28 protein-coding genes and 2 pseudogenes are annotated in these 26,143 nt (G+C 46.4%); 16 read left to right on the top strand and 14 right to left on the bottom strand.

Annotated features, from left to right (window positions below):
- Positions 1-9: 9 nt before the first annotated feature.
- The 5 genes from AACQ83_RS07735 to AACQ83_RS07715 form a co-directional block, all read right to left on the bottom strand.
- Positions 10-2,088: an ABC transporter permease gene (locus AACQ83_RS07735; RefSeq protein WP_112877056.1), complete on the bottom strand. Its 2,079-nt coding sequence runs from the start codon at positions 2,086-2,088 to the stop codon at positions 10-12.
- Between the two features lie 71 nt (positions 2,089-2,159).
- Entirely contained in the window at positions 2,160-3,191 is a 1,032-nt protein-coding gene (locus tag AACQ83_RS07730; RefSeq protein ID WP_112877055.1) for an ABC transporter substrate-binding protein, read from the bottom strand.
- Between the two features lie 17 nt (positions 3,192-3,208).
- Entirely contained in the window at positions 3,209-4,540 is a 1,332-nt protein-coding gene (gene uhpC / locus AACQ83_RS07725) for an MFS transporter family glucose-6-phosphate receptor UhpC (RefSeq protein WP_112877054.1), read from the bottom strand.
- A gap of 213 nt (positions 4,541-4,753) precedes the next feature.
- Entirely contained in the window at positions 4,754-6,298 is a 1,545-nt protein-coding gene (locus tag AACQ83_RS07720; protein WP_112877053.1) for an MASE1 domain-containing sensor histidine kinase, read from the bottom strand.
- Positions 6,295-6,927 (bottom strand): response regulator transcription factor, encoded by a 633-nt coding sequence (locus AACQ83_RS07715; RefSeq protein ID WP_112877052.1) that lies wholly within the window; start codon positions 6,925-6,927, stop codon positions 6,295-6,297. The genes AACQ83_RS07720 and AACQ83_RS07715 overlap by 4 nt, the downstream gene beginning before the upstream one ends.
- Before the next feature lie 264 nt (positions 6,928-7,191).
- Between AACQ83_RS07715 and AACQ83_RS07710 the strand changes: the two genes are divergently transcribed.
- Positions 7,192-8,286, top strand: coding sequence for a terpene synthase family protein (locus tag AACQ83_RS07710; protein ID WP_112877051.1), 1,095 nt, complete (start codon positions 7,192-7,194; stop codon positions 8,284-8,286).
- On the opposite strand, the gene AACQ83_RS07705 is transcribed toward AACQ83_RS07710, so the two are convergent.
- A complete protein-coding gene (locus tag AACQ83_RS07705; protein ID WP_112886941.1) occupies positions 8,283-8,510 on the bottom strand; it encodes a hypothetical protein in 228 nt (75 codons plus the stop codon). The two genes, AACQ83_RS07710 and AACQ83_RS07705, sit on opposite strands and share 4 nt — an antisense overlap.
- 1 nt (position 8,511) lies before the next feature.
- On the opposite strand from AACQ83_RS07705, the gene AACQ83_RS07700 reads away from it, so the two are divergent.
- Both AACQ83_RS07700 and AACQ83_RS07695 read left to right on the top strand, forming a co-directional pair.
- Entirely contained in the window at positions 8,512-8,991 is a 480-nt protein-coding gene (locus tag AACQ83_RS07700; protein ID WP_240000730.1) for a CesT family type III secretion system chaperone, read from the top strand.
- A 36-nt stretch (positions 8,992-9,027) separates the two neighbouring features.
- Positions 9,028-10,326 carry a phospholipase gene (locus AACQ83_RS07695; RefSeq protein WP_112877050.1) on the top strand — a complete coding sequence of 433 codons (1,299 nt, stop codon included), beginning with the start codon at positions 9,028-9,030 and terminating at the stop codon, positions 10,324-10,326.
- 79 nt (positions 10,327-10,405) lie between these two features.
- Here AACQ83_RS07695 and ampC read toward each other — a convergent pair whose 3' ends face one another.
- Positions 10,406-11,563 (bottom strand): class C beta-lactamase, encoded by a 1,158-nt coding sequence (gene ampC / locus AACQ83_RS07690; RefSeq protein WP_112877049.1) that lies wholly within the window; start codon positions 11,561-11,563, stop codon positions 10,406-10,408.
- A gap of 400 nt (positions 11,564-11,963) precedes the next feature.
- On the opposite strand from ampC, the gene agaR reads away from it, so the two are divergent.
- Genes agaR through AACQ83_RS07645 form a run of 9 tightly spaced genes read left to right on the top strand, consistent with a single transcriptional unit; the run spans position 11,964 to position 20,680 of the window.
- Positions 11,964-12,737, top strand: coding sequence for a transcriptional repressor AgaR (gene agaR / locus AACQ83_RS07685; protein ID WP_112877048.1), 774 nt, complete (start codon positions 11,964-11,966; stop codon positions 12,735-12,737).
- Positions 12,738-12,772: 35 nt separating this feature from the next.
- On the top strand, positions 12,773-14,068 hold the full coding sequence (locus tag AACQ83_RS07680) for a D-tagatose-bisphosphate aldolase, class II, non-catalytic subunit (RefSeq protein WP_112877047.1): 1,296 nt from the start codon (positions 12,773-12,775) through the stop codon (positions 14,066-14,068).
- Positions 14,065-15,282, top strand: coding sequence for an AgaS family sugar isomerase (locus tag AACQ83_RS07675; protein ID WP_112877046.1), 1,218 nt, complete (start codon positions 14,065-14,067; stop codon positions 15,280-15,282). The genes AACQ83_RS07680 and AACQ83_RS07675 overlap by 4 nt, the downstream gene beginning before the upstream one ends.
- Entirely contained in the window at positions 15,248-15,730 is a 483-nt protein-coding gene (gene agaV, locus AACQ83_RS07670) for a PTS N-acetylgalactosamine transporter subunit IIB (RefSeq protein ID WP_192880998.1), read from the top strand. Before AACQ83_RS07675 ends, agaV begins: the two co-directional genes overlap by 35 nt.
- A gap of 10 nt (positions 15,731-15,740) precedes the next feature.
- A complete protein-coding gene (gene agaW, locus AACQ83_RS07665; protein ID WP_112877045.1) occupies positions 15,741-16,526 on the top strand; it encodes a PTS N-acetylgalactosamine transporter subunit IIC in 786 nt (261 codons plus the stop codon).
- A complete protein-coding gene (locus AACQ83_RS07660) occupies positions 16,516-17,409 on the top strand; it encodes a PTS system mannose/fructose/sorbose family transporter subunit IID (protein ID WP_112877044.1) in 894 nt (297 codons plus the stop codon). Before agaW ends, AACQ83_RS07660 begins: the two co-directional genes overlap by 11 nt.
- A gap of 22 nt (positions 17,410-17,431) precedes the next feature.
- Positions 17,432-17,866 carry a PTS galactosamine/N-acetylgalactosamine transporter subunit IIA gene (gene agaF, locus AACQ83_RS07655; protein WP_112877043.1) on the top strand — a complete coding sequence of 145 codons (435 nt, stop codon included), beginning with the start codon at positions 17,432-17,434 and terminating at the stop codon, positions 17,864-17,866.
- Between the two features lie 9 nt (positions 17,867-17,875).
- Entirely contained in the window at positions 17,876-18,736 is an 861-nt protein-coding gene (locus AACQ83_RS07650) for a tagatose bisphosphate family class II aldolase (protein ID WP_112877042.1), read from the top strand.
- A 39-nt stretch (positions 18,737-18,775) separates the two neighbouring features.
- The gene (locus AACQ83_RS07645) at positions 18,776-20,680 is read left to right on the top strand and encodes an enterotoxin (protein ID WP_112877041.1); all 1,905 of its coding nucleotides are present in this window, start codon (positions 18,776-18,778) and stop codon (positions 20,678-20,680) included.
- 129 nt (positions 20,681-20,809) lie between these two features.
- On the opposite strand, the gene AACQ83_RS07640 is transcribed toward AACQ83_RS07645, so the two are convergent.
- Both AACQ83_RS07640 and AACQ83_RS07635 read right to left on the bottom strand, forming a co-directional pair.
- Positions 20,810-21,220 (bottom strand): type II toxin-antitoxin system HicB family antitoxin, encoded by a 411-nt coding sequence (locus tag AACQ83_RS07640; protein ID WP_112877040.1) that lies wholly within the window; start codon positions 21,218-21,220, stop codon positions 20,810-20,812.
- Positions 21,221-21,240: 20 nt separating this feature from the next.
- The gene (locus AACQ83_RS07635; protein WP_049583294.1) at positions 21,241-21,420 is read right to left on the bottom strand and encodes a type II toxin-antitoxin system HicA family toxin; all 180 of its coding nucleotides are present in this window, start codon (positions 21,418-21,420) and stop codon (positions 21,241-21,243) included.
- Between the two features lie 238 nt (positions 21,421-21,658).
- Between AACQ83_RS07635 and AACQ83_RS07630 the strand changes: the two genes are divergently transcribed.
- Positions 21,659-21,820, top strand: coding sequence for an isochorismatase family protein (locus tag AACQ83_RS07630; protein WP_112877039.1), 162 nt, complete (start codon positions 21,659-21,661; stop codon positions 21,818-21,820).
- Here AACQ83_RS07630 and AACQ83_RS07625 read toward each other — a convergent pair.
- Positions 21,807-21,965, bottom strand: a pseudogene (locus tag AACQ83_RS07625) (IS982 family transposase); the annotation flags it as partial. The gene AACQ83_RS07630 and the pseudogene AACQ83_RS07625 sit on opposite strands and share 14 nt — an antisense overlap.
- Before the next feature lie 83 nt (positions 21,966-22,048).
- A complete protein-coding gene (locus AACQ83_RS07620; protein WP_112877037.1) occupies positions 22,049-22,528 on the bottom strand; it encodes a hypothetical protein in 480 nt (159 codons plus the stop codon).
- Positions 22,529-22,726: 198 nt separating this feature from the next.
- On the opposite strand from AACQ83_RS07620, the gene AACQ83_RS07615 reads away from it, so the two are divergent.
- The 3 genes from AACQ83_RS07615 (at position 22,727) to AACQ83_RS07605 (ending at position 23,767) form a co-directional block, all read left to right on the top strand.
- Positions 22,727-22,816 (top strand): S-4TM family putative pore-forming effector, encoded by a 90-nt coding sequence (locus AACQ83_RS07615; protein WP_232832504.1) that lies wholly within the window; start codon positions 22,727-22,729, stop codon positions 22,814-22,816.
- A gap of 309 nt (positions 22,817-23,125) precedes the next feature.
- The gene (locus AACQ83_RS07610) at positions 23,126-23,308 is read left to right on the top strand and encodes a type II toxin-antitoxin system HicA family toxin (protein WP_112877036.1); all 183 of its coding nucleotides are present in this window, start codon (positions 23,126-23,128) and stop codon (positions 23,306-23,308) included.
- A 51-nt stretch (positions 23,309-23,359) separates the two neighbouring features.
- On the top strand, positions 23,360-23,767 hold the full coding sequence (locus AACQ83_RS07605) for a type II toxin-antitoxin system HicB family antitoxin (RefSeq protein ID WP_036782624.1): 408 nt from the start codon (positions 23,360-23,362) through the stop codon (positions 23,765-23,767).
- Between the two features lie 142 nt (positions 23,768-23,909).
- Here the strand turns inward: AACQ83_RS07605 and AACQ83_RS07600 are convergent.
- From AACQ83_RS07600 to speE, 3 genes and pseudogenes are all read right to left on the bottom strand, one after another.
- Positions 23,910-24,308, bottom strand: a pseudogene (locus AACQ83_RS07600) (transposase); the annotation flags it as partial.
- 110 nt (positions 24,309-24,418) lie between these two features.
- A complete protein-coding gene (gene speD, locus AACQ83_RS07595) occupies positions 24,419-25,213 on the bottom strand; it encodes an adenosylmethionine decarboxylase (RefSeq protein ID WP_112877034.1) in 795 nt (264 codons plus the stop codon).
- 28 nt (positions 25,214-25,241) lie between these two features.
- A complete protein-coding gene (gene speE, locus AACQ83_RS07590; RefSeq protein ID WP_112877033.1) occupies positions 25,242-26,105 on the bottom strand; it encodes a polyamine aminopropyltransferase in 864 nt (287 codons plus the stop codon).
- Positions 26,106-26,143 lie beyond the last annotated feature (38 nt).

The following is a 26,143-nucleotide window of genomic DNA, read 5'->3' as shown; positions in this document are numbered from 1 at the left end:
ACTCCGTGATTACTGTGCATTTTTGGCTTTGGAGCGAGAGATCCGCGCTTCGCCAATCAGATAGTCAAATAAGAAAATAATGGCCAGCATAACCACAATCAGGATCGAGCCATAAGCGATAGCAACCCCGTATTCACCATCTTCCACTCGATTCAGAATATAAGAGGTTGCTACGCGGGTGTCTGGTGTGACCAGGAAGACAATCGCGCTGACGGTGGTAATCGCACGAACAAAGCTGTAGATCAGTGCAGATAAAATCGCCGGACGCAGTAAGGGTAACAGTATATGGAAGATGGTTTTCATCGATCCAGCGCGCAGGCTGAGTGAAGCTTCATCCAGTGATTTATCAATTTGTCCAAGACCGGCAATGCCTGCTCGGATACCTACCGGCACGTTTCGCATGGTCATGGAGATAATGACGATGGCTGCGGTTCCGGTGAGATAAAAAGGTGAATCATTAAAGGCCAGAATGTAGGAAACCCCGGCGACGGTACCCGGTACGGCAAAGCATAGCATGGTGGTGAATTCGATGGTTTTTTTACCGCGAAATTCCTGGCGTACGACAATGTAAGCAATCAATAGACCGAGGATCGCGGTAATGGGGGCAGCGATACCGGCGTAGAGCAGGGTATCCAGTAATGATGGCCATGCGCCATCGTGCAGACCTTGACCGAACAGTTTGATGAAGTTATCTAAGGTCAGAGTGTAATCCACTCCCCAGTTGACGGTGAAACTGCCGTAGAAGATGCTGCCGTATAACAAAATGTTGAACACAACCCAGATAAATAGGATGGCACAGCCCCCCCAAACCAGCGAAGTTGGCAACGGTTGTACGTCACCACGGTAGGATTTGCCTGAAACCGTGACGTAGGAACGTTTACCAATCCACAGATATTGCACGCAGAAGACCAGTAATGAGAAAACCAGCAGTGAAGCGCCGAGAGTACTGGCGGCCTGATAGTCGAGTTGAGAACCGGTGATATAGAAATAGATCTGGGTCGCCAGTACGTCAAAGCTACCGCCCAGTACCAATGGGTTACTGAAATCTGCCAGCGACTGGACAATGACAATCAGGAAAGCGTTCGCCAGTGCCGGTTTTAACAGCGGAATAAAAACATTGAAGAATGTCTGATAGCGATTGGCTCGCAGAGTATAAGCAGCTTCTTCCAATGAGGGATGGATGGTTTTGATAGCGCCATCAAGGATCATAAATGCCATTGGCGTAAAGGCTAGAACTTGCGCCAGCCAGATGCCGGTAAAGCCATACAGCCAGTTGGTGTTGGTTAGGCCAAACCAGGTTGCCATAAATTCAGTGATATAACCGGAACGGCCCATCATTAGGGTGACGCCTAAACCAACCACAAACGGTGGCGTTACGATGGGTAAGATAGAGAATACCCGGCCAATAATGGCGGAACGGCGGGCGATTCTGGCGGTATAAATTGCCAGTACCAGCCCGAAGAAAGTGCAACCTATACCAACGGCTAGAGAGAGCAGAATGGAGTTGATGATAACCTGAATAATATGTGCTTGCCCCAGGATCGATATAAAAGCAAATGGGGCAAACTGACCGGCATCATCCGTAAACATCGGAATAAAGATGGCAATACTCGGATAAAGGATAAATATGCCGATTAGGGCAATAACCGCGACCAATGAGCCGATAACAAAACTGTCACCACCAAGCCATTCAAGGCGAGACAGAGCCAGAGTAATAATCGCGCCCAGTGAGATAAACAGGAAAATCGTCGAGTAGCCCAGCCCACGACCGATAATAGCTGCGCTAATAACCACAAATAGAGCGCATAATAAGGCATAACCAGCGTCAAAATAGTGGCGTCGATGTTGATTGCGGTTTGCTGGTGTCAGTGGGCGTAGTAGTAGCACTGAGGGTAACAGGAACCACAGTAAATTGATGTTTAATCTGTTCCAGCCATAGGCGGCGAGAAGTTCATCTTGAGTAGAGTCGAATAGGCCGTAGTCCAGGCTCCATGATGGCAAAAGCGCGAAGGCCAGCCACATTAGAGCAATCCACCAGAACACGGCATCCTGCTTCTGTCTGATAGGCAGGGTAAATGCGTGAGACATAATTTCCTTCCATTTTATTATTATTGTGAGATAGCTTCTTAAGGGCGGAGGTGATCCGCCCTTGACTGACTTTATTTAGCCATTTTCACTTCTGTCACCCATTTGGTAATTAACTCTTTGCGTACATCACTGGCGCCATATTTATCCATATCGTAATTAATCAGTTTCAGATCGGATAATTTAAGCGCCAAAGGAGAAGCTTTCGCCTTGGTATTGGTCAGGATCTGATAAGCTTTTCCTTTCTTCCAACTCAATTCCTGAGCTTCTTTGGATAACACCCAGTCAACAAACAGTTTGGCGTTGTCCATATTGCGGGCATTTTTGATGATACTTACGCCGCCGATTTCATAACCGGTACTTTCACATGGCGCGATAAGTTTTAGTGGGGCGCCATTTTCTACTTCCAATGAGTAATCATGCAGGAAACCGATACCAATCGCGGATTCGCCGCGAGCGGCATTTCGTGCTGGGGCAATACCGGATTTGGTGTACTGAGAAATGTTGACGTTTAGTTTTTTCAGGTAATCAAATGCCTGATCTTTGCCCCATAACTGAACAAAGGTTGCTAACGCGGTGTAAGCGGTGCCTGAACTTTGAGGATCGGCAATCTGAATTTCGCCTTTATATATCGGTTTGGTGAGATCTTTCCAGCAGGTTGGAATCGGCAGATTTTTCTCTTTTAGACGTTCAGTGTTGACGCCATAGCCGAGAATACCGACGTAAACGGCGGAGCTGTAGTTGCCTTTACGTTTAGCCGGGTCGCGGAACTGTGGCATGATTTGTGTCAGATTAGGGGATTTATAAGGTTCTAGTAGATCCATCTCTCCCGCTTGAGATTGCGGGTCCAGAGTCCCGCCGTACCAGATATCTGCTTGTGGATTGCGTTTTTCGGCTTCAATTTTTGCCAGAGTACTGCCTGAACCGTTACGGACAAAAGTGGTTTTTACATTATATTTTTCACCGAATGCTCTGGTTTCAGTTTCACACAAGGCGTTAGTCGCGCTGCAATAAACGATCAAACGTCCGGCGGCCTGAGCACTGTTGGTAAATGCAGCAACGGCCAGACCGGCTGCAATAAGTGTAGAGAGAGGTTTCAGTTTCATTATTTTGTCCTTAGTATTCAAAACTGCTTATTATTAGAAAGTAGCGAGGCTACCCTTGCCATATGTTCCCTTTTACCAACGTCTGCCATTAACAGTGGCATCAACAGCAAACCCATCATGGCGGCTGCGGCGGTGAGCAGGGCAAACATCCCTGACCAGCCATAGTGGGCAACCACCTGACTTAGTGGCCAGCCTGCGATTGCTGCGCCTAGGTAGGCGTACAATCCCAGATAACCCGTGACGGTGCCGGCAGCTTGTTTATGGCAATATTCCGTTGCTGCCAGCCCAATCAGCATTTGCGGGCCAAATACAAAAAAACCGATACTGAAAAAACAGACTGCCAACAGCGCATAGTGATGAATGGGAGTGAGCCACAATGCGGTGACAGTCACGAATAGCCCAAGAGCAAACAGGAGAATCATTGGGGCGCGTTGGCCGCGGAACAGTAAATCAGATCCCCAACCGGAAAACAGAGCGCCGGTTAAACCACCGAGTTCAAATAGCGAGAGCGTCGCATTGGCACTGAGCAGATTGGCGCCATGTGTTTCTGACAACCACAAGTTTCCCCAATCGTTAATCGCCATTCTGATGAGATAGACCAGAATGTAGGAGCATCCTAGCAACCAGATAGTTCTGTTAATTAAGATGGTATCCCGTAGTATCTGCATCATCGGCATGGGGTGCGATAGCTGTTCATGTCGAAGCTCCAGTGAATCCTGCCGCCACTGCCCCACACTGGGCAAACCGTGCTGTTGTGGGGTGCCACATAACTGATGGCAGAGCCAGATGCCTAATAAAATGCAAATAATTCCCGGCATCATCAGCGCTGTTTGCCAGCCGTAAGTTGTCGCCAGAAAAGCGGACAACATCGGGACGGTAATACCGACGATATTAATGGAGGTATTCCAGTATCCCCACCAGAAGCCGCGTTCATTGCGGGAGTACCAGTGTGTCAGTAATCTGGCGCAGGGGGGCCATCCCCAGCCCTGAAAGAAGCCGTTCAGTGTCCAGATGATCAGCAGTGCAGAAAATGATGAGCAGAAAGCAAAGATAATGTTTAACACACCTGTCATCACTAATCCGGCACCCATAAACCAGCGATAACCGGTGTGATCATGAAATACACCAGAAATAAATTTTGAGCTGCCGTAAGTCAGATAGAACAGAGTGGTTATCCAGCCGATATGCCCTTTATCCAATCCCAGTTCCAACTGCATAACCGGCATAACAAAGTTGAAGCTTTTTCGCGTCAGATAAAATGCGGCATAGCCAATGATCATGGAAATCAGCAAACGGCTGCGCCAGCGGTGATAGTGTTGTGAAATCTGTTTCTGGCTGGTGGCTTGCATACCCGGCTCCTCCATGAAAATGAAATATACCCGTTATCTTTCAAGTTGCCTCTTTGTTGGCGGCACTCACTCACCCCGGTCACATCGTTATCTATGCTCCCGGGGATTCGCTCCCTTGCCGTCGCGATCCATCTTGAAATCCATAGGGTATATAAAGAAAGGTTGATGAAAATGGATGGGATAAGGTTTTAGGAAACTAAGAATAATTCCTAGTTATGCCTGATTTTCATCGGAATTTGTGGGCAGCTTAACAATTATGCGTGTGCCGTTATCATTACTTAACTGCCAATCTCCACCTAACGCGCGGATACGTTCTTCAATACCTTGGAGGCCAAATCCACCTTTTCTTTTATCTTCTGTAATGCCGATGCCGTTATCACTGATTCTGAGTTCGATCACATCCCGGTGTTGCCGCAGGATGATAGCGATTCGAGTCGCTTTGGCATGTTTACTAACGTTGTTCAGTAACTCTTGAACCAGACGGTAAAGGGTAAAAACCACCGTTTCATTGGTTGGATTTTGAGGAAGCTGGTAGTCCAACCGACAATCAATATGTTGTTCTTTAAACGCAAATTCATGGATCAGATGGTGAAGCGCTTTTTCTAAGGACATCTCTTCCAAAACCGGTGGGCGCAATTGGCGTAATAATTGACGGGTGGATTGGTGGATCTGTTGGGCCAGGTTATTGATCTGTTCTGCGATCATTTCTGTTGCCGGGGTGATGGCGGTACGTTTTATCAGCGTTGCCTGAATTTGAATGGCAGTAATATTCTGACCAATTTCATCATGTAACTCGCGGGCAATACTTTTACGAATATCTTCTTCTGTGTGAACCAGCTTCTTCATCAGAGTATGGCGGGCGGTTAGTTCCTGCTCTAAGAGTTCATGGTAACGTTGTAAATTTTCAGCGAGCTGTTGTTGGCGGCTGATTGCTATCCCCAGACCTATGCCTAAGAGGGCCTGAATGGTCAGGAACATTTCCAGTTCGCCTAAATCGTTAAAAGCGCCACTGAATTGCCGAGCTGATGTGATCATTAGGCTCCCTAGTAAAGCCGCCAGTACGCCGCCTTGCCAGCCATAACGGTAGGCCATAAAGACATTAGGGATAAATATGAGAATCACCAAAAGGTTTTCAATTTCTGGTGACATAAAGATCTGGGCGCTTAATCCTAGCAAGCAGAATAGACAACACCACATCAACAAAGAAGGGCGTAACTGAGGATCAGGGTCACTCGGTTGCAGCATATTTTTTAGATGTTGCTGACGTAGATATTCATAGATCAGATAAACAAAAGGTGACAATAAAACTCCACCGGTTAACGAGGTGAGAAACAGGTGGCTGGTGCCGGCAGTCAGCGTAAATCCCAGACAAACAGCCTGTAATACGCTATTGGCGGCTACGCCAGCCAGCAGAATTGAGAGCCGTTGCCAATACAGGGGATAGCGCCACCAGAATTGTTGCACGATAAGGGTGGGTATTAGGCTGAGAAAGGGTGATAACAGAATGATATTGTGAGTAATAAGTTGTTCGCTGCCGAGCCATAGCAGAATAATAATCTCAGTGGCTAATAAGGTGGGCAAGTAACGACGTCCCAGTAGGATAAACAGCGCTAGCCGCAACCCTTGTGGCAGAAGTAGTGCAGCTTGTTGTCCATTGTCATTCAGGTAGAAGCTGATGGTCCACAGAGCAAGCCAGCTCAGCGAATAAAAAATCAGCAGAAAGAGTGATAACAGGCCAAATCGTGATCCTCTGTTCATGGATTCCCCATTGGAATCTGGTGTTGCAGAGCGTAATGAACCAGATCAATGGTGCTATCGCACTGGAGTTTGCTAAGAATATTGGCGCGGTGAACATGAACAGTTTTATGACTGAGATAGAGTTGTTCTGCGATAGTTTTAACATTAATACCATTGATCAGCAGATCAAATATTTCCCGTTCTCTGGGGGTTAGAATTTGCAGTGCTGTAACTTTCTGTGATGTTTGACGCAGTGCTTTTAGTGCATCGGCACACAAATAGCATCCCCCTTGATGTACGGAACGTACTGCCTGTACTAATTCTTCCGGGCCGCATCGTTTGGTGAGATAGCCGCAGGCGCCGGCATCCAATGCGCTTTGTACAAATGCGGTGGTGTCATAAATGCTGAGAATAATGGTACGAAAATCAGGCCGTTTTTGCCGTAACCGAGTGAGCAGGTGCAAACCACTTTCATCCGGTATCGCGATATCCATCACGGCAACATCAATCGGGTTTCTGAGTAAACCCAACCAGGCTTCTTTGGCATTGGCGTATTGCCCGGCGATTTCAAGATCATTTTCAAGCGTGAGTAATTGTGCAAAACCGGAACGGACGACTACGTGGTCGTCAATAAGTGCAACTCTAATCATAAGTTTTAGTTAATAGATAATGGTAAATACAATAACTTCCATGATGTGCAGGAAAGGCTGGTTATGCAAATTAATAAGTTGAATTTGTAAGAAAGCTAACAAATTTAGTGAGTTGTCGGATGACTAAGTGGATGGGGGAGTTGTTTCAGGCTAGTTTAATCCGAGAGATTGAACCTGATTGGAAAAAGAACCGATATCCATCTATAAGTTAATGACTATTAAGCCACACTCTGTCAATAAATTACTTTATGGAGCTAATTATTTGTGAATATCATTAAAATTCCCCCCATACCTAACCCATTCCCATATATGTTACATCCATTAGTTAATGCGGAAGATCCGGAAAATTGTGAGATTGCAATAGCTACGCGTGAATATGCGGATCGCTTTCGCTTATATAGTGACGAAACACAAAGGCGACGTTTATGGCAAATGGGAAGTGCACGGTTGGCGGGGTTAATATATCCAAAGGGGAGCAAGGAATTACTACAAGTGGGCTCAGATTTCGTAATGTGGGGTTTTACCTATGATGATGAATATTGTGATGAAGGGCCATTAAGCGTAAATCCTACCGCTTTTATCCATAATGCGGCTCAACTACAGCGTGCTCTTGAATCTCCTGAATATTCCGTTAACAACGATCGTTACGCTAGAGCAATGCGTGACTTGTGTATTCGATTAAATCGCTATGCATCTCCTACTCTGGCAGGCCGTTTTTTTGAAGGGATGCGTACTTACATCATGACTGAAATGTGGAAAGCGATGGAACCAAAACCTTTGCTTGATGATTATTTGGTGATGCGTATGTATGGTGGAGGTGCTTGGGCATATCCTGTGCTCAACCATGTTATCGCAGGTATTAATATTAGTCAGGATGAATTCGAAGATCGTCGAGTTCGCGCATTGTCAGAAATGATGGGCTGCCTGACTGCATGGGATTGTGAATCCTATGCTTATGCTAAGGAACAAGGGAGAGCTGTAGATGATAAGGAACATAATGTTATTAGTATCATGCGTCGGCAATATGGCTATACGGTTGAACAGAGCATGGAGCATTATTGGGAACTGCGTTGGCGGGTAGTTAGTTTGTTCTTACGGTTACAAAAAGAGGTGTTGATTACTGCATCTCCTGAAGTTCGTGATTACATTAATGGATTGACTACCTATTACAGTGGCTGTTTGTTTTGGGTTCGGACTTGTAAGCGCTATTGTTCTATCAGCGGTCTTTCCCAGGAAAGTGTATTTGAAGGTGGGCAAGTTACTGACAAGATGCCGCCGGAAAGTTTCGAATCACTAGGACTTCCCTCCTTTGAGTGGTGGTGGGAATATGATCCGGCTCGTAAAACTCATATGAATTAACCTGCACTATTGAGGCAATGTCTGTTGGCTGAACTGAGCACGGTGGATGTGAGCTGTGCTTTTACGGTACAACCCAACTGCCGATAAGGCGCTATTTCGACGTCGATATAAAAAACTTCGCCCCGGAGATAAATCACGGCTTGCCAGTGATTGTTAACATGCTCACACTTTCTATTGCGTGCGAAACCCTTGGTCTGTAAGGGATAACGAGCGGAGAACATCATAGTGAAAGCATATCAACAGACAGTATCTGAATGGTTGCGCCTTGTTGGTGAACGCCAAGGTGTAGCTTTGAGCATTGGCAGCGATGGTCACTGTACAGTACCTTTCGGCCAAGGTGGTGAGTGCATCATCGAAGTGCCGGGTAATGATGACGTTCAGGCATTTTATTTCTATATTCCTTTGTTGCGATTGCCAGCAGATGAGCCGGGCCAGTTGATGTTGACCCGGGCTGCCCTTGAGCTGAATATGTTCGGTCTTACCACGGGCGGTAGTCAGATCAGTCTGGACAGTCGTACCAATTATCTGGTGTTGAGCTTCTCCGCGTTAATCGAGATGTTCGATGAAACTGCATTTATGCAGACTCTGGGAGAGTTCCTCGATCTTGGGATCAGCTTGCAGTCTCAGTTTCAGGTGATCAACACCCAGCAGAATGGCGCATCATCTGTGCTGCATCCATTACCCGGTTCAGCCATCGTATGCTGAATTTCGGTCATCTGAATAACCAAGGAGAATAATAAGATGTCTATTCAAGGTATTGGGCACACTCCCAGCGCCACGGCATTGGCACCCCTTTCGAACGGAGAAGTACAGACACCATCTCGCAATAATAATGTTCATCATCATCTTGCCTCTCATTACACCAGTACTGGTCTTGGTACTCAGGTGTCGCCGGGCAAGGTGCTAACCACCACACTGAAATATCTGACATTGAGTGCCCCGGCTCGCAAGATTGGCACTGCCATACAGGGAGGACATGACTCCCATGCACAGAGTGCCAAAGGTAAGGCGCGTTACTGGACTGGGGCCATTATCAAGGGATTGGCTAATATCACGGGCGGTGCCAGTAGTGTAACGAGTGGTGCAATTTCAGTCGGTGTTACAGGCGTTAAAAACCTGGCGGAATCCACAGGGCGTTTGCTGGCATCTTCTGCCTTAGGGCTGGCCGGAGCGGGCGCGAAGGGAGTCTCGCACCTGCCGCTTGGCGCGTCCGATCGTTTGCAGGCTGGAACGCGTGCCGAGCAATTGCTGAATTCTGCCAAGGTGATCGCCAAACCTGCGTTTGTGGCTAAAGCGGAGCAAGAGCCGTTGAATGCTGTGGGAGCTAAGGCAGTGATGGATGCGGCTCAATTGGCGAGAATCAGTTGCTCCAGTAGCTATCGGGATATGCCTGCGGGTTACAGTCATTCCACTTTAGCTGATATCCCGTCCTCAATACTGGCTCGCCGGGAGGATGGCAGTGGCGGAACTGGCAGTGAGTTAACCCTGCATGTTCGCCCCAGCAAGGGGGTGAATGATCCTTTAATCCTTGAGGGAGATGGCTGGTCTGCGCTCAAGGTTGCTGTTTACAAACGTGACGATACTATGGTGCTCTCCTTCGTGGGCACCCAGCCAACTAAGCGTCCTGGTACAGTGAAGAGTGACGTCGGCGCTGCTTTGGGGATCAAGGACAGCGCGTTTCAGGATGCTGACCGCTTGGTCAAGGCTTTTACTAAACAATATGGCGGCAAGGTTGAGGTTCTAGGCCACTCCTTGGGAGGCGGGCTGGCGCAATATGCGGGCATAAAACATGGGATCAAGGTCACCGCATTCAACAGCATGGGATTGCATGTAGGATTACGGGATCGGCTGGCCGACAAGTTGGATAGTGCCAACGTCACCCACATCAATACCAGTAGCGATCCTCTGAGTCAGAAGGCCGAACATGGTATTTGGGGGCTGGATGCTTCTTCTCAGGTAGGCAAGCGTTATGTTATTGAGCATTCAGGTGGTCACCGTATGGAGTCGGTGACCGCAGGTTTGGAAGCCTTACTGGCTTAACGACTCGATATGTCAGGACAACGCCTCCTGGGGAGGCGCTGTTGCTGCCAACAGGCACGGTATTTAATGCAGTTGCACCTTATTTCAGCGCCTTGAGGATTTGCCAGGCCGCTTTGATGCGCACTTCATTGGGGTAGTTTTTGTTGGCCAGCAGCACAATACCCATTTGCTCTTGCGGCACAAACGCGACATACGCGCCGAAGCCATTGGTGGAACCGGTTTTATTGATAAAAAGCGCATCCGTTGGCGGCTCTGGCGGCGATAGTTCCGTGGTTTTGTTGGCCTGATAAGCGATCTGCGCCGAGTTGCCGCTCAGTACCTGCTCAAGGGTAACGGGCCAGTGATAAAGCTCCCAGCCCAGCCCTTGCGTCATCTCCCCCACCCGGTAATAGCCGGTATGGGTTGCCCGAATGGCCTGTGCCAGTTTGCTGTCACCTATGCGGGAAGGATCGATATTTGCGTCTACGAAGCCGATCAGCTCCTGTGCACTGGTTTTCAGACCATAGGCTTCCTCATCCAGCACGCCGGGAGTTATGCGAATCGGTTTATTCTCTTTTGAATAACCCAATGCATAATTTTTCATCTCCTGCTCGGGCACGTTAAACCGGGTATGGTGTAGACCAAGCGGTGAAAGGATTTGGTTTTTCACCAGTATTGAGTAAGATTTTTCAAGGCGTTGGGCAACGATATAGCCCGCCAGGCCAATGCTGGGATTGGAGTACTGGCGGTAGGTTCCGGGCGTGTACTTTGGCTGCCAGTGCTGAAACCAGTCCACCATTTTGTTATTGCTGTCGATCTCATCAGGGAATTGTAACGGCAGGCCGCTTGCGGTATAGGTGGCAATATTCAGCAGGTTTATGTTGTCAAAGGTGCTGCCTGCAAGCGGTTGAAAATGCTGGCTGGCCTTATCGGAGAGGGAAATGGCTCCCGTCACCTGCGCCCAAGAAATCAGGCTGCCGGTAAAGGTTTTGCTGACCGATCCTATTTCAAAGATTGTCTCTTTGGTGACCGGCGTGTTGCTCTCTTTTGACGCGTCACCGTATTGATAGAAAAAATGTTGACCGCGGAAAGTCACCGCAATCGCCATTCCTGGAATGTCATATTCCTGCATCAGGGAGTGTATGGTCTTATCAACGGTATTTGTCAGGCGGGGCTGATCTGGTGTATTCGAGGCTTGAGCGCCGAGAGAAGCGGCAAGCAGCAAACTGCCAGTCAGCACCGAAAATCGTTTTGTCATGTGGCGTGTCCTTCAATTACAGTGAGAGCTTTCAGTCTTGGATTCTATCAGGATTTGTACACCCAATCACAAAATTTGTGATCTCTATCACCTGACAAAATAAAACTTTGCGGTTGCTGATTGAAAACCAAGCGCTTTCGTTTCTTTATATCAATTGCTACCCAAAATGGGGATGAAAACTGATTTTTGGGTAAATAGTCAGTGACCAGAGAATTTAGTATTTCCTTTCGTTACGTTTCCAATCGAAACCTTTTATGCCAATTTTTGTCTATATAATAGACTGTAATAGCGATCACAATTTCATTTAATTGCTTTTGCTGTAATTAAATCGAAAGAGAGGGAAAGCAATTCATCACAGGCGGCATAAATTTGTCGCTGAAAATCTGAGGAGTATAACGGAATGGCTGTGGATACCGTAAAAAGACGTGAACAGATTATCGACTTGCTGTGTCATGAGGGCAGCGTGCGTGTCGAGCATCTGAGTACTCATTTTGGGGTTTCCAGTGTCACTATCCGTAATGACCTGCGTTATCTGGAACAAAAAGGTTGTGCATTGCGTTCCTATGGCGGTGCCATGTTGAATCAGCAATTCGCCTTTGATCGCCCCTTGCAAGATAAAGGCCGGATGAATCGTGATGTGAAATCGCGCATTGCGGCCAAGGCGGCACAGTTTGTTCAGGATGGTGATGCTCTGATCCTTGATTCTGGTTCGACTACCACGCAAATTGTGCCATTTCTGAAAGAGCGGCGTGATCTGGTCGTCATGACTAACGCGTTGAATATCGCCTATGAATTGGCGGGGTTTGACCGGATGGAGGTGATGGTGCTTGGCGGGAGTGTGCGTCAGAACTCCTACTCGCTCTATGGCCCGGCGGCGGAACAGCAATTGCGTCAATATCGCTTTGACACCCTATTTCTTGGCGTCGATGGTTTTGATCTGGAAGCAGGGATAACCACGCCACACCCCGGTGAAGCCCACCTTAATCGCGTAATGTGTGAGGTAGCGCATGAAATTATCGCGGTGGCGGATGCCAGTAAATTTGGGCGCAGAAGTTTTTGTATGATCCGTCAAGCTGGACAGATTCATCGGCTGATTACTGACAGTCGGATCCCCGATAACTACAGGCGGGCATTAATTGAACTCGGTGTGGATGTGATTATTGCCGACGAATAGTTCTTACCGAGATTCTTGCCCGCATGGGAGACACCATGCAGTCACTATTACAACTTATCCGTCGTCACAAATCAGGTGAAGCAGTGGGGATCTATTCGGTCTGTTCCGCTCATCCCTGGGTATTGGAAAGTGCTTTGCGCGTCGCTAAAGAGCGTAAGACCTCGGTATTGATTGAAGCAACTTCTAATCAGGTCAATCAGTTTGGTGGTTATACCGGGATGCAACCTGCTCAATTCCGGGATGCAGTTTGGCAACAGGCCGATCGCATTGGTTTACCGCGTGATCGTGTCTGGTTAGGGGGCGATCATCTTGGACCCAATGCCTGGCAGGATCTTCCCGCTGAACAGGCAATGAAACTGGCTGAAACGTTGATACACGATTATGTGGCGGCGGGGTTTCGTAAGATACATCTCGATTGCTCGATGTCCTGTTTGGATGATCCAACGCCGCTTGGCGACAAGGAGGTTGCGGTACGTGCAGCTCGTTTGTGTCAGGTGGCAGAACGTTGTTGGCAGCAGGTGGGGGGAGAACCACCGGTTTATGTGATAGGTACCGAAGTGCCGGTACCGGGCGGAGCGAAAGAAGCATTGGCAGGAATGCAAGTCACGACGCCTCAGGCAGCGGCGACAACGTTGAGTGTACATCAACAAGCCTGGCGATTGGCTGGACTGGAACCGGTATGGCCGCGGGTGATTGCGCTGGTGGTGCAACCGGGGGTGGAGTTCGATCACCATTATATTGAACATTATCAACCTAAACGTGCAGCGGCACTGAGTCAATATATCGAATCTCAACCTTATTTAGTCTATGAAGCTCATTCTACTGATTATCAAACGGCGCAAGCTTACCGTGAGTTGGTACGTGATCACTTTGCCATTTTGAAAGTCGGCCCAGCTTTGACTTTTGCTTTACGTGAGGCGCTTTTCGCACTCGATAAAATCGATGGTGAATGGAATGGGGAACAGGACGCGGCTCATCTGTGCGCCACGTTAGAACAGGTCATGCTTGAGCAGCCGGAGCACTGGAATCGCTATTACCATGGTACACCGCATCAACAGTTTATTGATCGTCAATACAGTTTGAGTGATCGCGTTCGTTACTACTGGCCGCATCCACAGGTACAACAGGCAGTGAATACCTTGATGGATAACCTGTGTTGTCGCCCGGTTTCCCTTTCACTGCTGAGTCAGTACCTGCCGGAGCAGGCGCAGGCCGTTAATGCCGGAAGGTTGGATAATGACCCACACGCTTGGGTGTTGGATAAAATTCGTTCTGTACTCTTAAACTATGTGCAGGCTTGTGAGTCCGAGGTACAAGGAGTTTTAGCATGAATGAGCTGTTTTCCTATGCCGAAGTCTGGCTGCGTGAGCACCATGCGTTGCATACTGCCAGAGAGATTCATCAACAGCCTGAGCTTTGGCGTCAGTTATATCAAAATCTGCAACGTGAAGAAGCGTTATGGCGACCCTTTTTGCAGCCTTTATTATCTGATCCGGAGTTACAGATAGTGCTGTGTGGCGCAGGTTCCTCCGCGTTTATCGGGCGCACACTGGCGCCTTGGTTGCGCGAGCAGTGTGGACTGAATGTGGTCGCGTACAGCACCACAGACATTGTGCCTTCTCCTTTGCAATATCTCGATCCAACACGTTCAACCTTGCTGATTTCTTATGGGCGATCGGGCAATAGCCCGGAGAGCGTGGCGGCGGTAAAACTGGCGGATCAGCTCCTGTCACGCTGTTATCACCTGATGCTGACCTGTAATCCCGGCGGTGCGTTAGCGCGTTATGCCGAAGGGCGCTCTCACGTCTGTTCGTTGAATATGCCACAGGGTTCTCATGACCAAAGTTTTGCTATGACGTCCAGTTTTAGCTGCATGACGTTAGCAACAGTGCTGCTGCTAGGGCCATTGACGTTGGAACAGTGTGATGAGCCGTTGAGGGCGATGATCGTGTTGTGTGAGCGGGAAAGGGAACAGTGGCAGACACAGATTAAGCGGCTGGCCCGTTGTGGTTTTAAACGCATGATGTGTTTGGGTTCCAGTTGTTTTACTGGGGTTGCAGAGGAGGGGGCGCTCAAGATGCTGGAGCTGACTGCCGGGCGTGTCACGACGCGTTACGATTCGTCAATGGGGGTGCGTCATGGGCCGAAGTTTATGATCGAACGCGATACGTTGGTGGTCATGATGCTTTCGGCTGATCAGTATCGTCGTCGTTATGATCTCGATCTGTGGCATGAGCTGAATCATGACGGATTGGCGTGTCAAATTGTTGCACTGAGTGGCACACAGGGGAAAGGGTTCACTGTGGTTAACAGTGAACAAGACGATATCTGGCTGTTGTTCCCCTATTTGATATTTTTGCAGATGTTAGCGTTTGAAACCTCGCTGGCACTGGGCATAACGCCAGACAATCCATGTCCGACAGGGGAAGTCAACCGCGTGGTGAAGGGGGTGGAAATTTATCCTTATCATCCACCGTATTCACCAAGAATAAAATGTAGCAGGAGTGATTATGTCGATACCGAATATTTTAATGACTCGAATTGATAACCGGTTGGTGCATGGTCAAGTCGGTGTGACCTGGACCAATTCACTGGGGGCCAATTTGGTATTGGTGGCTAATGATCACGTTGCCAGTGATTTGATGCAGCAAAATCTGATGGATATGGTGGTTTCTGATGGGGTTCAGACGCGTTATTTCACCCTGCAAAAAACCATTGATGTGATTCATAAAGCGGCTGAGCGCCAGAAGATTTTTATCGTCTGTAAAACACCGCAGGATGTACTGACGTTAGTAAAAGGCGGAGTACCGATCCGCTTCGTCAACGTGGGTAATATGCATTTTGCTGAGGGAAAGCGTCAAATTCATAAGACGGTTTCGGTTGATGACAGTGACGTGGTGGTATTTCGTGAACTGGAGCAACTGGGTATCACTTGCGAGATTCGGCGAGTGCCGGATGAAGCGGGAGAACCTATCGCTAAATTGCTGGTTTAAGGGGTGAGTTATGCTGATTGATGCGATATTGATTGGGTTACTGGCAGGATTGGCCGGAGTGGATCTGTTCGATGGGTTGACTCATTTTCATCGTCCAGTGGTGATTGGGCCGTTGGTCGGGCTGATTTTAGGGGATGTGCAGACGGGTTTGCTGGTCGGGGGGACACTGGAGCTGGTCTGGATGGGAATGGTGCCACTGGCAGGTGCTCAGCCGCCAAATGTGGTGATTGGGGGTGTGATTGGCACGGCATTTGCCATTTTGACTCATGCTGATCCTAAGGTGGCGATTGGTATCGCGGTGCCGTTTTCTATTGCGGTACAAGGCTGCATCACCCTGCTGTTTACCCTGTTCTCACCCATGATGCATAAGTGCGATCAGATGGTGAAAGCGTTGAACTGGCGCGGCGTGGAGCGTGTGAACTACTTGGGTATCACCATTCTGTTCTGTTTCTACTTTATCGTGGCATTTCTGCCAGTCTATTTCGGTGCTGACGCTGCCAGCGTCATGGTACAGAAGGCGCCGCAATGGTTGTTGGATGGTCTTGCGGTTGCGGGCGGCATGATGCCTGCTATCGGTTTTTCTATGCTGATGAAAATTATGATGAAAAAGACTTATATCGCTTATTTCATTTTAGGTTTTATTTCAGTCACATTCCTTAATATGCCGATTATTGCCGTAGCACTTGGCGCTTTTGCGATTGCATTGATCGATTTCTTTAACCGTTCCCGTATGGAAGAGGCCGCTGAACGCAGCGCGCCTACCACTCAATCTCAGGAGATGGAAGATGGCATTTAACGATACCGATGCAGCTATGGCAGCTAAAGCTGAGAACAGGATGGCGCAGACGCTGGCAACCAGTCAGGTTGAACAGGATGACTATCAGGACACGATACCGAGTGAGGATCTGACCAACGGCGATTTGAATCGTATGGCGTGGCGCTCTTTGTTGCTACAGGCGTCATTTAACTATGAGCGTATGCAGGCGGGGGGCTGGTTGTACACCTTGATCCCGGGTCTGCGTAAGATCCACAAGAATCCGCAAGATCTCGCAAATTCGATGAAGATGCATATGGAGTTTATCAATGTGCATCCGTTTGATGCCACCTTCCTGTCTGGGTTGGTGCTGGCAATGGAGCGAAATAAGGAGAAAATTTCCACTATTCGTGCAGTAAAAGTGGCGCTGATGGGGCCACTAGGTGGGATTGGCGATGCATTGTTTTGGTTGACTCTGCTACCCATCTGCGCGGGTATTGGGGCCTCTCTGGCGCTACAGGGCAGTCTGTTTGGCCCCATCATATTCCTGTTGCTGTTCAATATCGTGCATTTCGGCTTGCGTTTTGGTTTGGCGCATTATGGTTATCGTGCAGGAACCAGCGCGTTAAGCTTGTTGAAAAAGCATACCAAAAAGATCTCCCACGCTGCTTCAATTGTGGGAATGACGGTAATCGGAGCGTTGGTAGCTTCCTATGTCCATCTCTCAACGCCAGTAATAGTAAATGCCGGTAAGGCCAGTGTGGCGTTGCAGAAGGATGTGCTGGACAAACTAATGCCTAATTTGTTGCCGTTGTGTTTCACCCTGCTAGTGTTTTGGTTGATGAAAAAAGGATTTTCCCCGGTCAAGTTAATTGGTTTGACGGTTGTGATCGGTATTGTAGGGAAGTTTGTGGGTTTTCTTTAATAAACGGCACTGAGGAGAGGGAATGTTAGGTATTGTAATCACCGGTCATGGACATTTCGCCAGTGGGTTGTTGCAGGCAGTGGAACAAGTTGTCGGACGACAACCGCAGTGCTGTGCTGTCGATTTTCCTGAGGGAATCAGTACGCAACAATTATTGGTGTTGTTGGAGGCGGCCTGCACAGCTTGTGATAGTGGTGAGGGTATCATTATTCTCAGTGACTTACTGGGTGGATCACCGTTTCGGCAGGCGGCGCAACTGGCAATAGCTAATCCATGTTATGAAGTTATTGCCGGTACGAATATGCAACTGGCGGTAGAGATGGTGCTAGATCGTGAAGGTATGACGCTGGAAACATTTCGTGATACGGCGCTGGAGTGTGGGCGGCGGGGATTAACCAGCCTGTGGCACGAACAGCAGAAACGAGGGTATGACAGCCCGAATCTGGATGGCATTTGAGGAGCTTACATGTATCTGATTTCCAGTCGTCAAATGTTGAAAAAGGCTCTGCGTGGAGGCTATGCGGTTCCTGCTTTTAACGTCCATAATCTGGAAACTGTCCAGGTGATAGCGGAAACCGCTGCACGCTTGGCATCACCGGTTATTCTGGCAGGTACGCCGAGTACTTTCAGTTATGCGGGGACTGACTACCTAGTGTCAATCTGTCAGGATGCTGCTCGTCGCCACAATCTGCCGCTGGCGTTGCATCTCGATCATCATGAGGAACTGGAGGATATCAGTCATAAAGTGACCGCAGGTGTGCGCTCGGTAATGATTGATGGCTCGCATTTACCCTTTGAAGAGAATATTCGTAAGGTGGCTGAGGTGGTACGATTTTGCCATCGTTACGATGTTAGCGTTGAGGCGGAATTGGGGCGGCTAGGCGGGCAGGAAGATGATTTGCAGGTCTCCAGTGCCGATAGTTTTTTTACCGATCCGCTGGCAGCAAAAGCCTTTGTTGCCCGTACCGGTATTGATTCTCTGGCGGTAGCGATTGGTTCTGCGCATGGTTTGTATCATGGTGAACCGCATTTGGATTTTGATCGGCTAGCGGCAATCTGTGAACAGGTGGATATTCCGTTGGTGCTACATGGTGCATCGGGTATTCCTGAAGTGATGATACAGCAGGCGATTGGTCTTGGTGTATGCAAAGTCAATGTGGCGACCGATCTGAAAATTGCTTTTGCTGATGCGGTAAAGCGTTATTTCATTCAGCACCCAGATGCGAATGATCCACGTAAATATATCGCGCCGGGAAAACAGGCTATGCAGGCAGTAGTAGAAGAAAAAATCCGGATTTGTGGCAGTGCAGGTAAGCTGTATTCGTGAAGGTTCTGTTTTTTCATCCTGACTATTAAGGAAACTGCTGTGAAAATAAGAACGTTAAATAAAATCACGTTAAGTTTATTAGCGAGTTCCATGTTGTATAACACCCCAGTCTGGGCAGATAGCTGGCTGTTGGACGGTAACAATTACCATGTAACGGTTAGCGACGAACACGGTAAAGTAACGCAATTAAAATTTGAAAATCCAACAAACCACGATCACATCATCATTGACAATCTGTTTGAAATCACGTTGAAATCGGGAGAAAAGCTCACGGCTAAAGATTTTCAGATTACTGACATTAGCAAAAAGCGAAATCGTATTGTTATCTCTCTGAAACATGGTGACATTCAGGTAAGCAATATAATTACTGTGGAGGGTAAAGATAAATACGGCTCGTTTGAAATCACCATTACACCGCAGGAAAACGCGTTGGAGTTCAGCTCTGTCTCGTTGATACCATTTCACACTAAAACCGCTTTTGTTCACGGGTCTATCGTCAGTTCACCGATTATCAGCGATAGCTTCTTTATTGTTCCCGGTAATCCATTGATTACCACTGAGGCTTATAAAGGGAGCGCTTCGCAAAAAATTGCGCTCTCTATCCCGCTAGAGCCGGGGAAAACGTTAAGTTATAAGACGTATATTGGTGTTTATCAGCAAGGGCAATTGCGGCGCAACGTCAATGAGTTTTTGAACAATGCGCGTCCGCGTAAATATAGTCCTTACTTACATTACAACTCTTGGTACGATATTGGTTTCTTCACGCCTTATACCGAACAAGAGTCGTTGACTCGTATCAAACAGTTTGGGCAGGAGTTGGTGACTAAGCGCGGTGTGAAGTTGGGTGGTTATCTGTTTGATGATGGTTGGGATAACCTCAAAGGAGATTGGGGTTTTAGTCAGGCATTTCCCCATGAGTTCAAAAATCTTAAACAGGCAGCAGATCAATATCGTGCTCGTTTAGGTATTTGGCTTTCTCCTTGGGGCGGTTATGGCCCACCTGGTGAGCAACGTGTTTCGCATGCGGAGGAGTTTGGTTATGAAGTGATAGATGGCAGATTTGCGCTCTCAGGCCCTAATTACTACGCCAATTTCCATAACCGGGTACTCAACCTGATTCAACAACAAAATGTATCCATGTTTAAGCTGGATGGCACCGGCAATGCTGATCGTGTGATTAAAGGGAGTTCATTCACCAGTGATTTTGATGCCGCTATCCACCTTATTGAAGATATGCGCAGTACAGGCAATGATCTGTTTATCAACTTGACCACAGGCACCAAAGCCACGCCTTCTTGGCTATTTTTCGCCGATTCTATTTGGCGTGGCGGCTATGATGTGGAGTTTCACGGTACAGGTTCCAAAGTGCAGCAGTGGCTTACCTATCGTGATGCAGAAACTTATCGTAATGTCGTCAGAAAGGGGCCGCTGTTCCCACTGAATTCGTTGATGCTGCATGGCATTGTGTATGCTAAACAGGCTAAGCATCTGGATAAACAGTCACCTAAAGATTTTGCCGATCAGGTTTGGAGCTATTTTGGCAGTGGCACTCAGTTACAGGAGATGTATGTTACGCCTGAACTGTTGACCACCGAGGATTGGGATACGCTGGCAAACGCGGCGAAATGGTCAGAGGAAAATAAAGATGTGCTGTTTGATACCCATTGGATTGGTAAAGATCCCACCGATCTAGCGGTGTACGGTTGGGGAGCCTGGAGTCCGAAAAAGTCGATTATCACCTTGCGAAATCCTTCTGATGAAGTGAAACAATATTATCTGGATCTGCAAAGCGATCTTGAATTGCCTGATAATCAGCCTTCGGTATATGACGTTAATATCGATTATGGCGAGAACAGCTCGGTACCGAAGTTTATCAATAAAACGGCGTTGATTACGCTTCAGCCGTTGGAGACATTGACCTTTTCTTTGACACCATCGAAATAATCACAGTGTTATTGAACTGCCCTGAATAATGATTTTATTCGGGGCAGTGATTATTTGTGGAAACTATTATGGCGGTGTTTTATTAGAATAAAGTCAGCATATTGTCAATAATTTGACACTTCAGATGTATTAGATTTTGGCTCTGCTAATAACTTTTTCTGCCGCTATATGTGATAGAAAACCTGAGCGGCTCCCGTATTCTGGATGATTTGCGACGAATTGATCGATACGGCGGATCAGCAATGATGGAAGAGTGACGTTGATTTTTTCTGACTTCCCCAATAATCGGGTAATATCTACATCAACTAATGCCCATATTGCCCCCATATATTCAGGGTTTGTCAGGTAGTTTTCCACGCTGGTCGCTTCTGGTACTACTTCGTTATCATCAACCAGCAATTCGATATGCGCTTCAATTGCTTCACGGGCGCTTTCTATCGCGTCTGTAAAATTATCTCCGCCAGAAAAGCAACCTGGGATATCTGGGACACGGACGCCAAAGGATGAATTACCTTTGTCAATGGCAACTGGATATAACATTTACACCTCCAAGAAGTGGGCTAAAGCCCCGCCTGTTTTTGGATACTTTTTAATGTTGGTAAAGGTATGTCCTTTTGTGGGTGTTTTACCGTTACCAGTCCTTTCTTGGTCGGATGTTTGAACTGATGATGACTGCCTTTAACCCTCACCAGATACCATCCGTCAGCTTCTATCATTGCTATCGCGTTTCTGCTATCCATCCTCCAGCTCTCTTGTTTTGTCTTTGTGGAGTTATAATAACCCTGTAATGTCATGTGTCAAGATAATAGGGGTTATTGGCGTTATTATTAGTTGCTAGAGCAGCTAAAAAGTCGGCCATCCCAGTTTCATGAGCTAATATTAATCATAAGAAAATCTTGTCAGAATTGTCTGTAACTTAGTGGTGGAAGTCAGTCACTGCAATTGTTTTTGTACAAACAAATTTAAAGGACAAAACGAATGAAAGCGTTGATCGTAATTGACATGCTGAACGATTTTGTCACAGGATTACTCGCCAATGAGGCGGATGCGATGAAGATCGTACCGGTAATTAAACGGCTGATTGATCATGCCCGGCGTCAACCGGATTGGCTGGTGGTTTATGCTAATGATGCTCAATGAGGAGCATCATGACTTCACTGAGAGAAAGGGAAGCTTCGCGGCGACGTTTGAGCAAGCCATTTTCAATTAACTGTTGATGCCAGAGAGGAATAAATTGTTGGCAAAAGTCATCGACGCAGCAGTAAAGTTCTTCTAAATTAGATATGCCTGAGGATCTCCACGATTCTGTTTTATTTGACAAAAACTTTGATCGTGCCTCAGGCACTTAGTTCCCTTCTTAAGCAAACCTCAGGTTACTTGATTAAAATACCATTTATGATAGCCAAGAGGATCAGGATCAGCAGAAAGACAAATTCTATGACGCTCCTTAATAGGATCATATACAATAATAATATATTCATTGTTTAATGAATATAAGTCATAACCTTGTCCAAATCCAAAGCTTGGTTTCTTTAGTCTTACTTGTAATTTTGATTTTGTGGGAGATTGAGACTCGAGCTCAATGCCCGTATAACTTTTCCCTCCAGCAGTAAAAACATCTCTTCGTACCCAATACAAATCTGTATCCAGTTGAGAAATAGTTGTAATCATTCCATCCACAGGTACAGAAGTATTATTGAATACCCATTTAAATGAAGGGTCTGTAGATGCAGGTGTTTGCGTATGATCAGCTGTTAATATACTTACCTGATTAACGGGCACTCCAGCTTTCGCATATCTTCTGGTATTATTAAAGTCTTCCTGTCTATAAATATGATATGTAGCCATTTTTTAAAACCTCCAATTAAAATTAACAATTATATACTAGATCATAAAAAATTTTTTCACATTCTTATTTTTATATATGACTTAATAATAACCATAATATTTCGACACTATTTTTAAAATTTCTATAAATAGGGAGAATATAGATGCACAGCGTGGTTTTACTTCAATGAAATTATTTTTTCTGGTATTTTTCCCTCAATGAAAAAGACTGCGTTGACCATTCAGGAAATATATGACTGTGATGTTCTACACATTCCATGGAACGAGTTTAAAGTTGGAAAAAATTAGTCGTGAGAATATTTTTAAAGTATCTTCTTACTATAAAAAAGGGTGATAATAGTCAATTTCGTAACAGAGCACCAAGTAACCCGCGCTTCCGGAATTAAGCTAGGGAGAATTGGTTTAAATGCCATCAATTGAGCTAGGTCTTAATCCAGGTTTATAATGAGTAATGCTAGTTATTCGCGTTCTAAACCTGTGAGTGACAAAATAGTCGGCTACCCGAACAATATTTCTTATACCCATCATGGGTATTGGTGTTGATGGTGGGTATGATGGGTGCTATCATTCTCTTGGTTTTGATTAAAGAGAGGGATAATGTCTAGCGATGAACTAATAAAGCAAATCAAAGCGGTTGGCTGGAATTTTGTGCGAGCCAATGGTTCGCATCATGTTTTCGATAAATCAGGGGAACCCAGCCCGATAGTAATTCCGCATCCGCGCAAAGATTTGGCGGTCGGGACGCTCAATAAAATACTTAAACAAGCAGGACTGAAATAACTTAATTAAGCGGTTGAAAGGCCGCTCTTTAATCAAAGAGAAGGTGTAAGCATGAGATATCCTATTTATTTACATCAGGCTGACGACGGATCGTTTTCCGGTTTTGTGCCAGACGTGATCGGATGTTACTTTGCTGGCGATACCATTGATGACGCTATTAGCGATGCTCAAAACGCATTAGATACTTATTTTGAATACATGAGCGAAAAGGGTGAGGCTCCAGTACAAGCCAGAACTGTTGCTGACCATCTAAGCAATGAAGATTGCACCGGCGGCAGTTGGGCTTATGTTGACATGGATTTAACTAAATACGATGGAAAAGCCATCAAGCTAAACATTACTATGCCCCAACTTTTGTTGGGTAGAATTGATGAATACGTGAACTCACATCGTGAGTATCATAGCCGCAGCGGATTCTTGGCTGAATTGGCTCGGCGTGAGCTATCGAAACACTCGTAAGATAATCCCTCTATCAAAACCATGAAAAGCCCGCTAACAGTGGGTTTTTTCTTTTAAGAATACCAAAGTGACATGACTAACCTCAGTTTCGTTTAAAAATAGCGATATCACAATCCCGTAAATTCAAGCTCGGTTTTTTAGGTTGGAATACGCGATGACGGGGAATACGGAGGTTGTGACAAACGGCAATTTTGGTTGAATCAATAAAAGCGCTCCCCTGGGTTTCAGCCTTGCGTGACGAAAGAAAAGCACAGAGAGGAATGAGCGCCCTTTGCTTTAAGGTTAACATCCGGGTGTAGCTGACCAACCGGGGAAAATCGGCCTTAAGATAGTGTTTAATATGCTGAATATAAAACGTTTTAAAATCACGATAACGGCTCATGTGGAATAAAATGAGGAGCGTCATCACTTCACTGAGAGAAAGGGAAGCTTCGCGGCGACGTTTGAGCTAACCATTTTCAATTAACTGTTGATGCCAGAGAGGAATAAATTTTTGGCAAAAGTCATCGACGCAGCAGTAAAGTTCTTCTAAATTAGATATGTCTGAGGATCTCCACGATTTTGTTTTATCTAGCAAAAACTTTGATTGTGCCTCAGGCACTTAGTCCCCTTCTTAAGCAAACCTCAGGTTAAATAATAAGTTAGTGAAAGTTAAACAGCGGGTAAATTACGTCCATAATAAATTTCTTGTATCTCTTTTTTCAAAAGATGGGTAATTTCCTGCTTTTCAGTTTCACTAAGTTGTTCTGGTGTGGCATTAAATAGGTAATCATTCAGGTCAAATCTTTTTAGCATCATTTTTGTATGAAATAGATTTTCCTGATAAATATTAACATCCATCATGTAATACTGCGATTGCACTTCTTCAGTCATATAATTCTGAATAGAACTGATTTCATGATCGATATAGTGTTTCATGCCATTCACATCTCTGGTGAAACCTCGGACGCGGTAATCCATTGTGACAATATCTGATTCTAATTTGTGGATCAGATAGTTCAGCGCTTTGAGAGGTGAAATAACACCGCAGGTTGATACTTCAATATCAGCTCTGAAAGTGCATATGCCGCCGCCCGGATGGCTTTCTGGATAAGTGTGAACGCAGATATGGCTCTTATCCAAATGAGCAACGGCGGAATCGGGTAACGGACCTGGATTTTCAGTATTGTCTACATCCTTTGGGTCCATCGGCTCTTCGCTGACGAGTATGGTAACGCTTGCCCCTTGTGGCTCATAGTCCTGACGGGCGATATTCAAAATATTTGCACCAATGATCGAACATGTTTCGCTAAGAATTTCCGTTAAACGGTTAGCGTTATATTGTTCGTCAATATAAGCGATATAACTATCCCGATCAGCTTGACTTTTTGCATAACAGATATCGTAAATACAAAAACTCAGGCTTTTTGTCAGGTTATTAAAGCCGTGCAATTTCAGCTTGTGCAATTTATTTCACCTCCTGGCTAATGGGTGATTATGGGTTCTCGGATAGTGCATCCAGCAGATATTGTGGTAGAGCAAAGCTACCGACATGAACGGCTGGATTGTAGTAACGGCAGGTAAAACCTGCGTTGTCAAAGCGCTGTTGCAATGTTGTTAGATCCACATAGCGCAGTGCCGGGTTCTGACTCGCCCAGGCAAAGGTCATAATTCCGCCATAATAGGTTGGAATAGCTGCCTGATAGAAACCGCTGTCAGCAAAATAGTTGCTCAATTTTTTATGGCTGGTGATGGCTTCGTCCTGTTGCAGGAAACAGACACCATTCTGAGCAACAAAGATGCCATCTTCATTCAGGCAGCGTTGGCAACCTTGATAGAATTCAGATGTGAATAATCCTTCGCCCGGCCCGATCGGATCAGTGCAGTCAGAGATAATGACATCGAATTTCTGATCGGTGGTATTAACGAAATTAACGCCATCGTCAATGATCAGATTAAAGCGTGGATCATCATAAGCACCGGCATTATGATTAGGCAGATACTGACGGCAGAATTCCACTACGCCAGCATCGATTTCAACCATAGTGATGCTTTTAAGATATTGATGACGGCAGACTTCACGTAGCATACCGCCATCACCGCCGCCGATAATCAGTACTCGTTTGGTGTTCCCGTGGGCGAACAAAGGAACATGAGCCATCATTTCGTGGTAGATAAATTCATCACGTTCAGTCGTTTGTACTGTGCCATCCAGCGCCATAATGCGGCCTAATGCTGCGTTTTCAAAGATAATCAAATCTTGATGCTCAGTTTTATCGTGATAAAGTACTTTATCGACGGAGAAATACTGACCAAAGTTGGCGTGCAGGGTTTCGTACCAAATTTCTTTTTGTGACATATCCCGGCTTTTCCTCCACTGTGACAGTCATGAAAGTT

This window comes from Photorhabdus sp. S10-54 (genome assembly GCF_963878145.1).
In the GTDB taxonomy this organism is placed as follows: Bacteria; Pseudomonadota; Gammaproteobacteria; order Enterobacterales; family Enterobacteriaceae; genus Photorhabdus; species Photorhabdus kayaii.
Note: the sequence above shows the minus strand (reverse complement) of the source record. Positions and strands in the feature narration are given on the sequence as shown.

What these genes read in the sequence shown, in the direction of transcription:
- AACQ83_RS07735 (WP_112877056.1), bottom strand. Translation starts at nt 2,088, where the DNA reads ATGTCTCACGCATTTACCCTGCCTATCAGACAGAAGCAGGATGCCGTG.
- AACQ83_RS07730 (WP_112877055.1), bottom strand. Translation starts at nt 3,191, where the DNA reads ATGAAACTGAAACCTCTCTCTACACTTATTGCAGCCGGTCTGGCCGTT.
- uhpC (WP_112877054.1), bottom strand. Translation starts at nt 4,540, where the DNA reads ATGCAAGCCACCAGCCAGAAACAGATTTCACAACACTATCACCGCTGG.
- AACQ83_RS07720 (WP_112877053.1), bottom strand. Translation starts at nt 6,298, where the DNA reads ATGAACAGAGGATCACGATTTGGCCTGTTATCACTCTTTCTGCTGATT.
- AACQ83_RS07715 (WP_112877052.1), bottom strand. Translation starts at nt 6,927, where the DNA reads ATGATTAGAGTTGCACTTATTGACGACCACGTAGTCGTCCGTTCCGGT.
- AACQ83_RS07705 (WP_112886941.1), bottom strand. Translation starts at nt 8,510, where the DNA reads ATGATGTTCTCCGCTCGTTATCCCTTACAGACCAAGGGTTTCGCACGC.
- AACQ83_RS07695 (WP_112877050.1), top strand. Translation starts at nt 9,028, where the DNA reads ATGTCTATTCAAGGTATTGGGCACACTCCCAGCGCCACGGCATTGGCA.
- ampC (WP_112877049.1), bottom strand. Translation starts at nt 11,563, where the DNA reads ATGACAAAACGATTTTCGGTGCTGACTGGCAGTTTGCTGCTTGCCGCT.
- agaR (WP_112877048.1), top strand. Translation starts at nt 11,964, where the DNA reads ATGGCTGTGGATACCGTAAAAAGACGTGAACAGATTATCGACTTGCTG.
- AACQ83_RS07680 (WP_112877047.1), top strand. Translation starts at nt 12,773, where the DNA reads ATGCAGTCACTATTACAACTTATCCGTCGTCACAAATCAGGTGAAGCA.
- AACQ83_RS07675 (WP_112877046.1), top strand. Translation starts at nt 14,065, where the DNA reads ATGAATGAGCTGTTTTCCTATGCCGAAGTCTGGCTGCGTGAGCACCAT.
- agaV (WP_192880998.1), top strand. Translation starts at nt 15,248, where the DNA reads ATGTCGATACCGAATATTTTAATGACTCGAATTGATAACCGGTTGGTG.
- agaW (WP_112877045.1), top strand. Translation starts at nt 15,741, where the DNA reads ATGCTGATTGATGCGATATTGATTGGGTTACTGGCAGGATTGGCCGGA.
- AACQ83_RS07660 (WP_112877044.1), top strand. Translation starts at nt 16,516, where the DNA reads ATGGCATTTAACGATACCGATGCAGCTATGGCAGCTAAAGCTGAGAAC.
- agaF (WP_112877043.1), top strand. Translation starts at nt 17,432, where the DNA reads ATGTTAGGTATTGTAATCACCGGTCATGGACATTTCGCCAGTGGGTTG.
- AACQ83_RS07650 (WP_112877042.1), top strand. Translation starts at nt 17,876, where the DNA reads ATGTATCTGATTTCCAGTCGTCAAATGTTGAAAAAGGCTCTGCGTGGA.
- AACQ83_RS07640 (WP_112877040.1), bottom strand. Translation starts at nt 21,220, where the DNA reads ATGTTATATCCAGTTGCCATTGACAAAGGTAATTCATCCTTTGGCGTC.
- AACQ83_RS07635 (WP_049583294.1), bottom strand. Translation starts at nt 21,420, where the DNA reads ATGGATAGCAGAAACGCGATAGCAATGATAGAAGCTGACGGATGGTAT.
- AACQ83_RS07630 (WP_112877039.1), top strand. Translation starts at nt 21,659, where the DNA reads ATGAAAGCGTTGATCGTAATTGACATGCTGAACGATTTTGTCACAGGA.
- AACQ83_RS07620 (WP_112877037.1), bottom strand. Translation starts at nt 22,528, where the DNA reads ATGGCTACATATCATATTTATAGACAGGAAGACTTTAATAATACCAGA.
- AACQ83_RS07615 (WP_232832504.1), top strand. Translation starts at nt 22,727, where the DNA reads ATGAAAAAGACTGCGTTGACCATTCAGGAAATATATGACTGTGATGTT.
- AACQ83_RS07610 (WP_112877036.1), top strand. Translation starts at nt 23,126, where the DNA reads ATGTCTAGCGATGAACTAATAAAGCAAATCAAAGCGGTTGGCTGGAAT.
- AACQ83_RS07605 (WP_036782624.1), top strand. Translation starts at nt 23,360, where the DNA reads ATGAGATATCCTATTTATTTACATCAGGCTGACGACGGATCGTTTTCC.
- speE (WP_112877033.1), bottom strand. Translation starts at nt 26,105, where the DNA reads ATGTCACAAAAAGAAATTTGGTACGAAACCCTGCACGCCAACTTTGGT.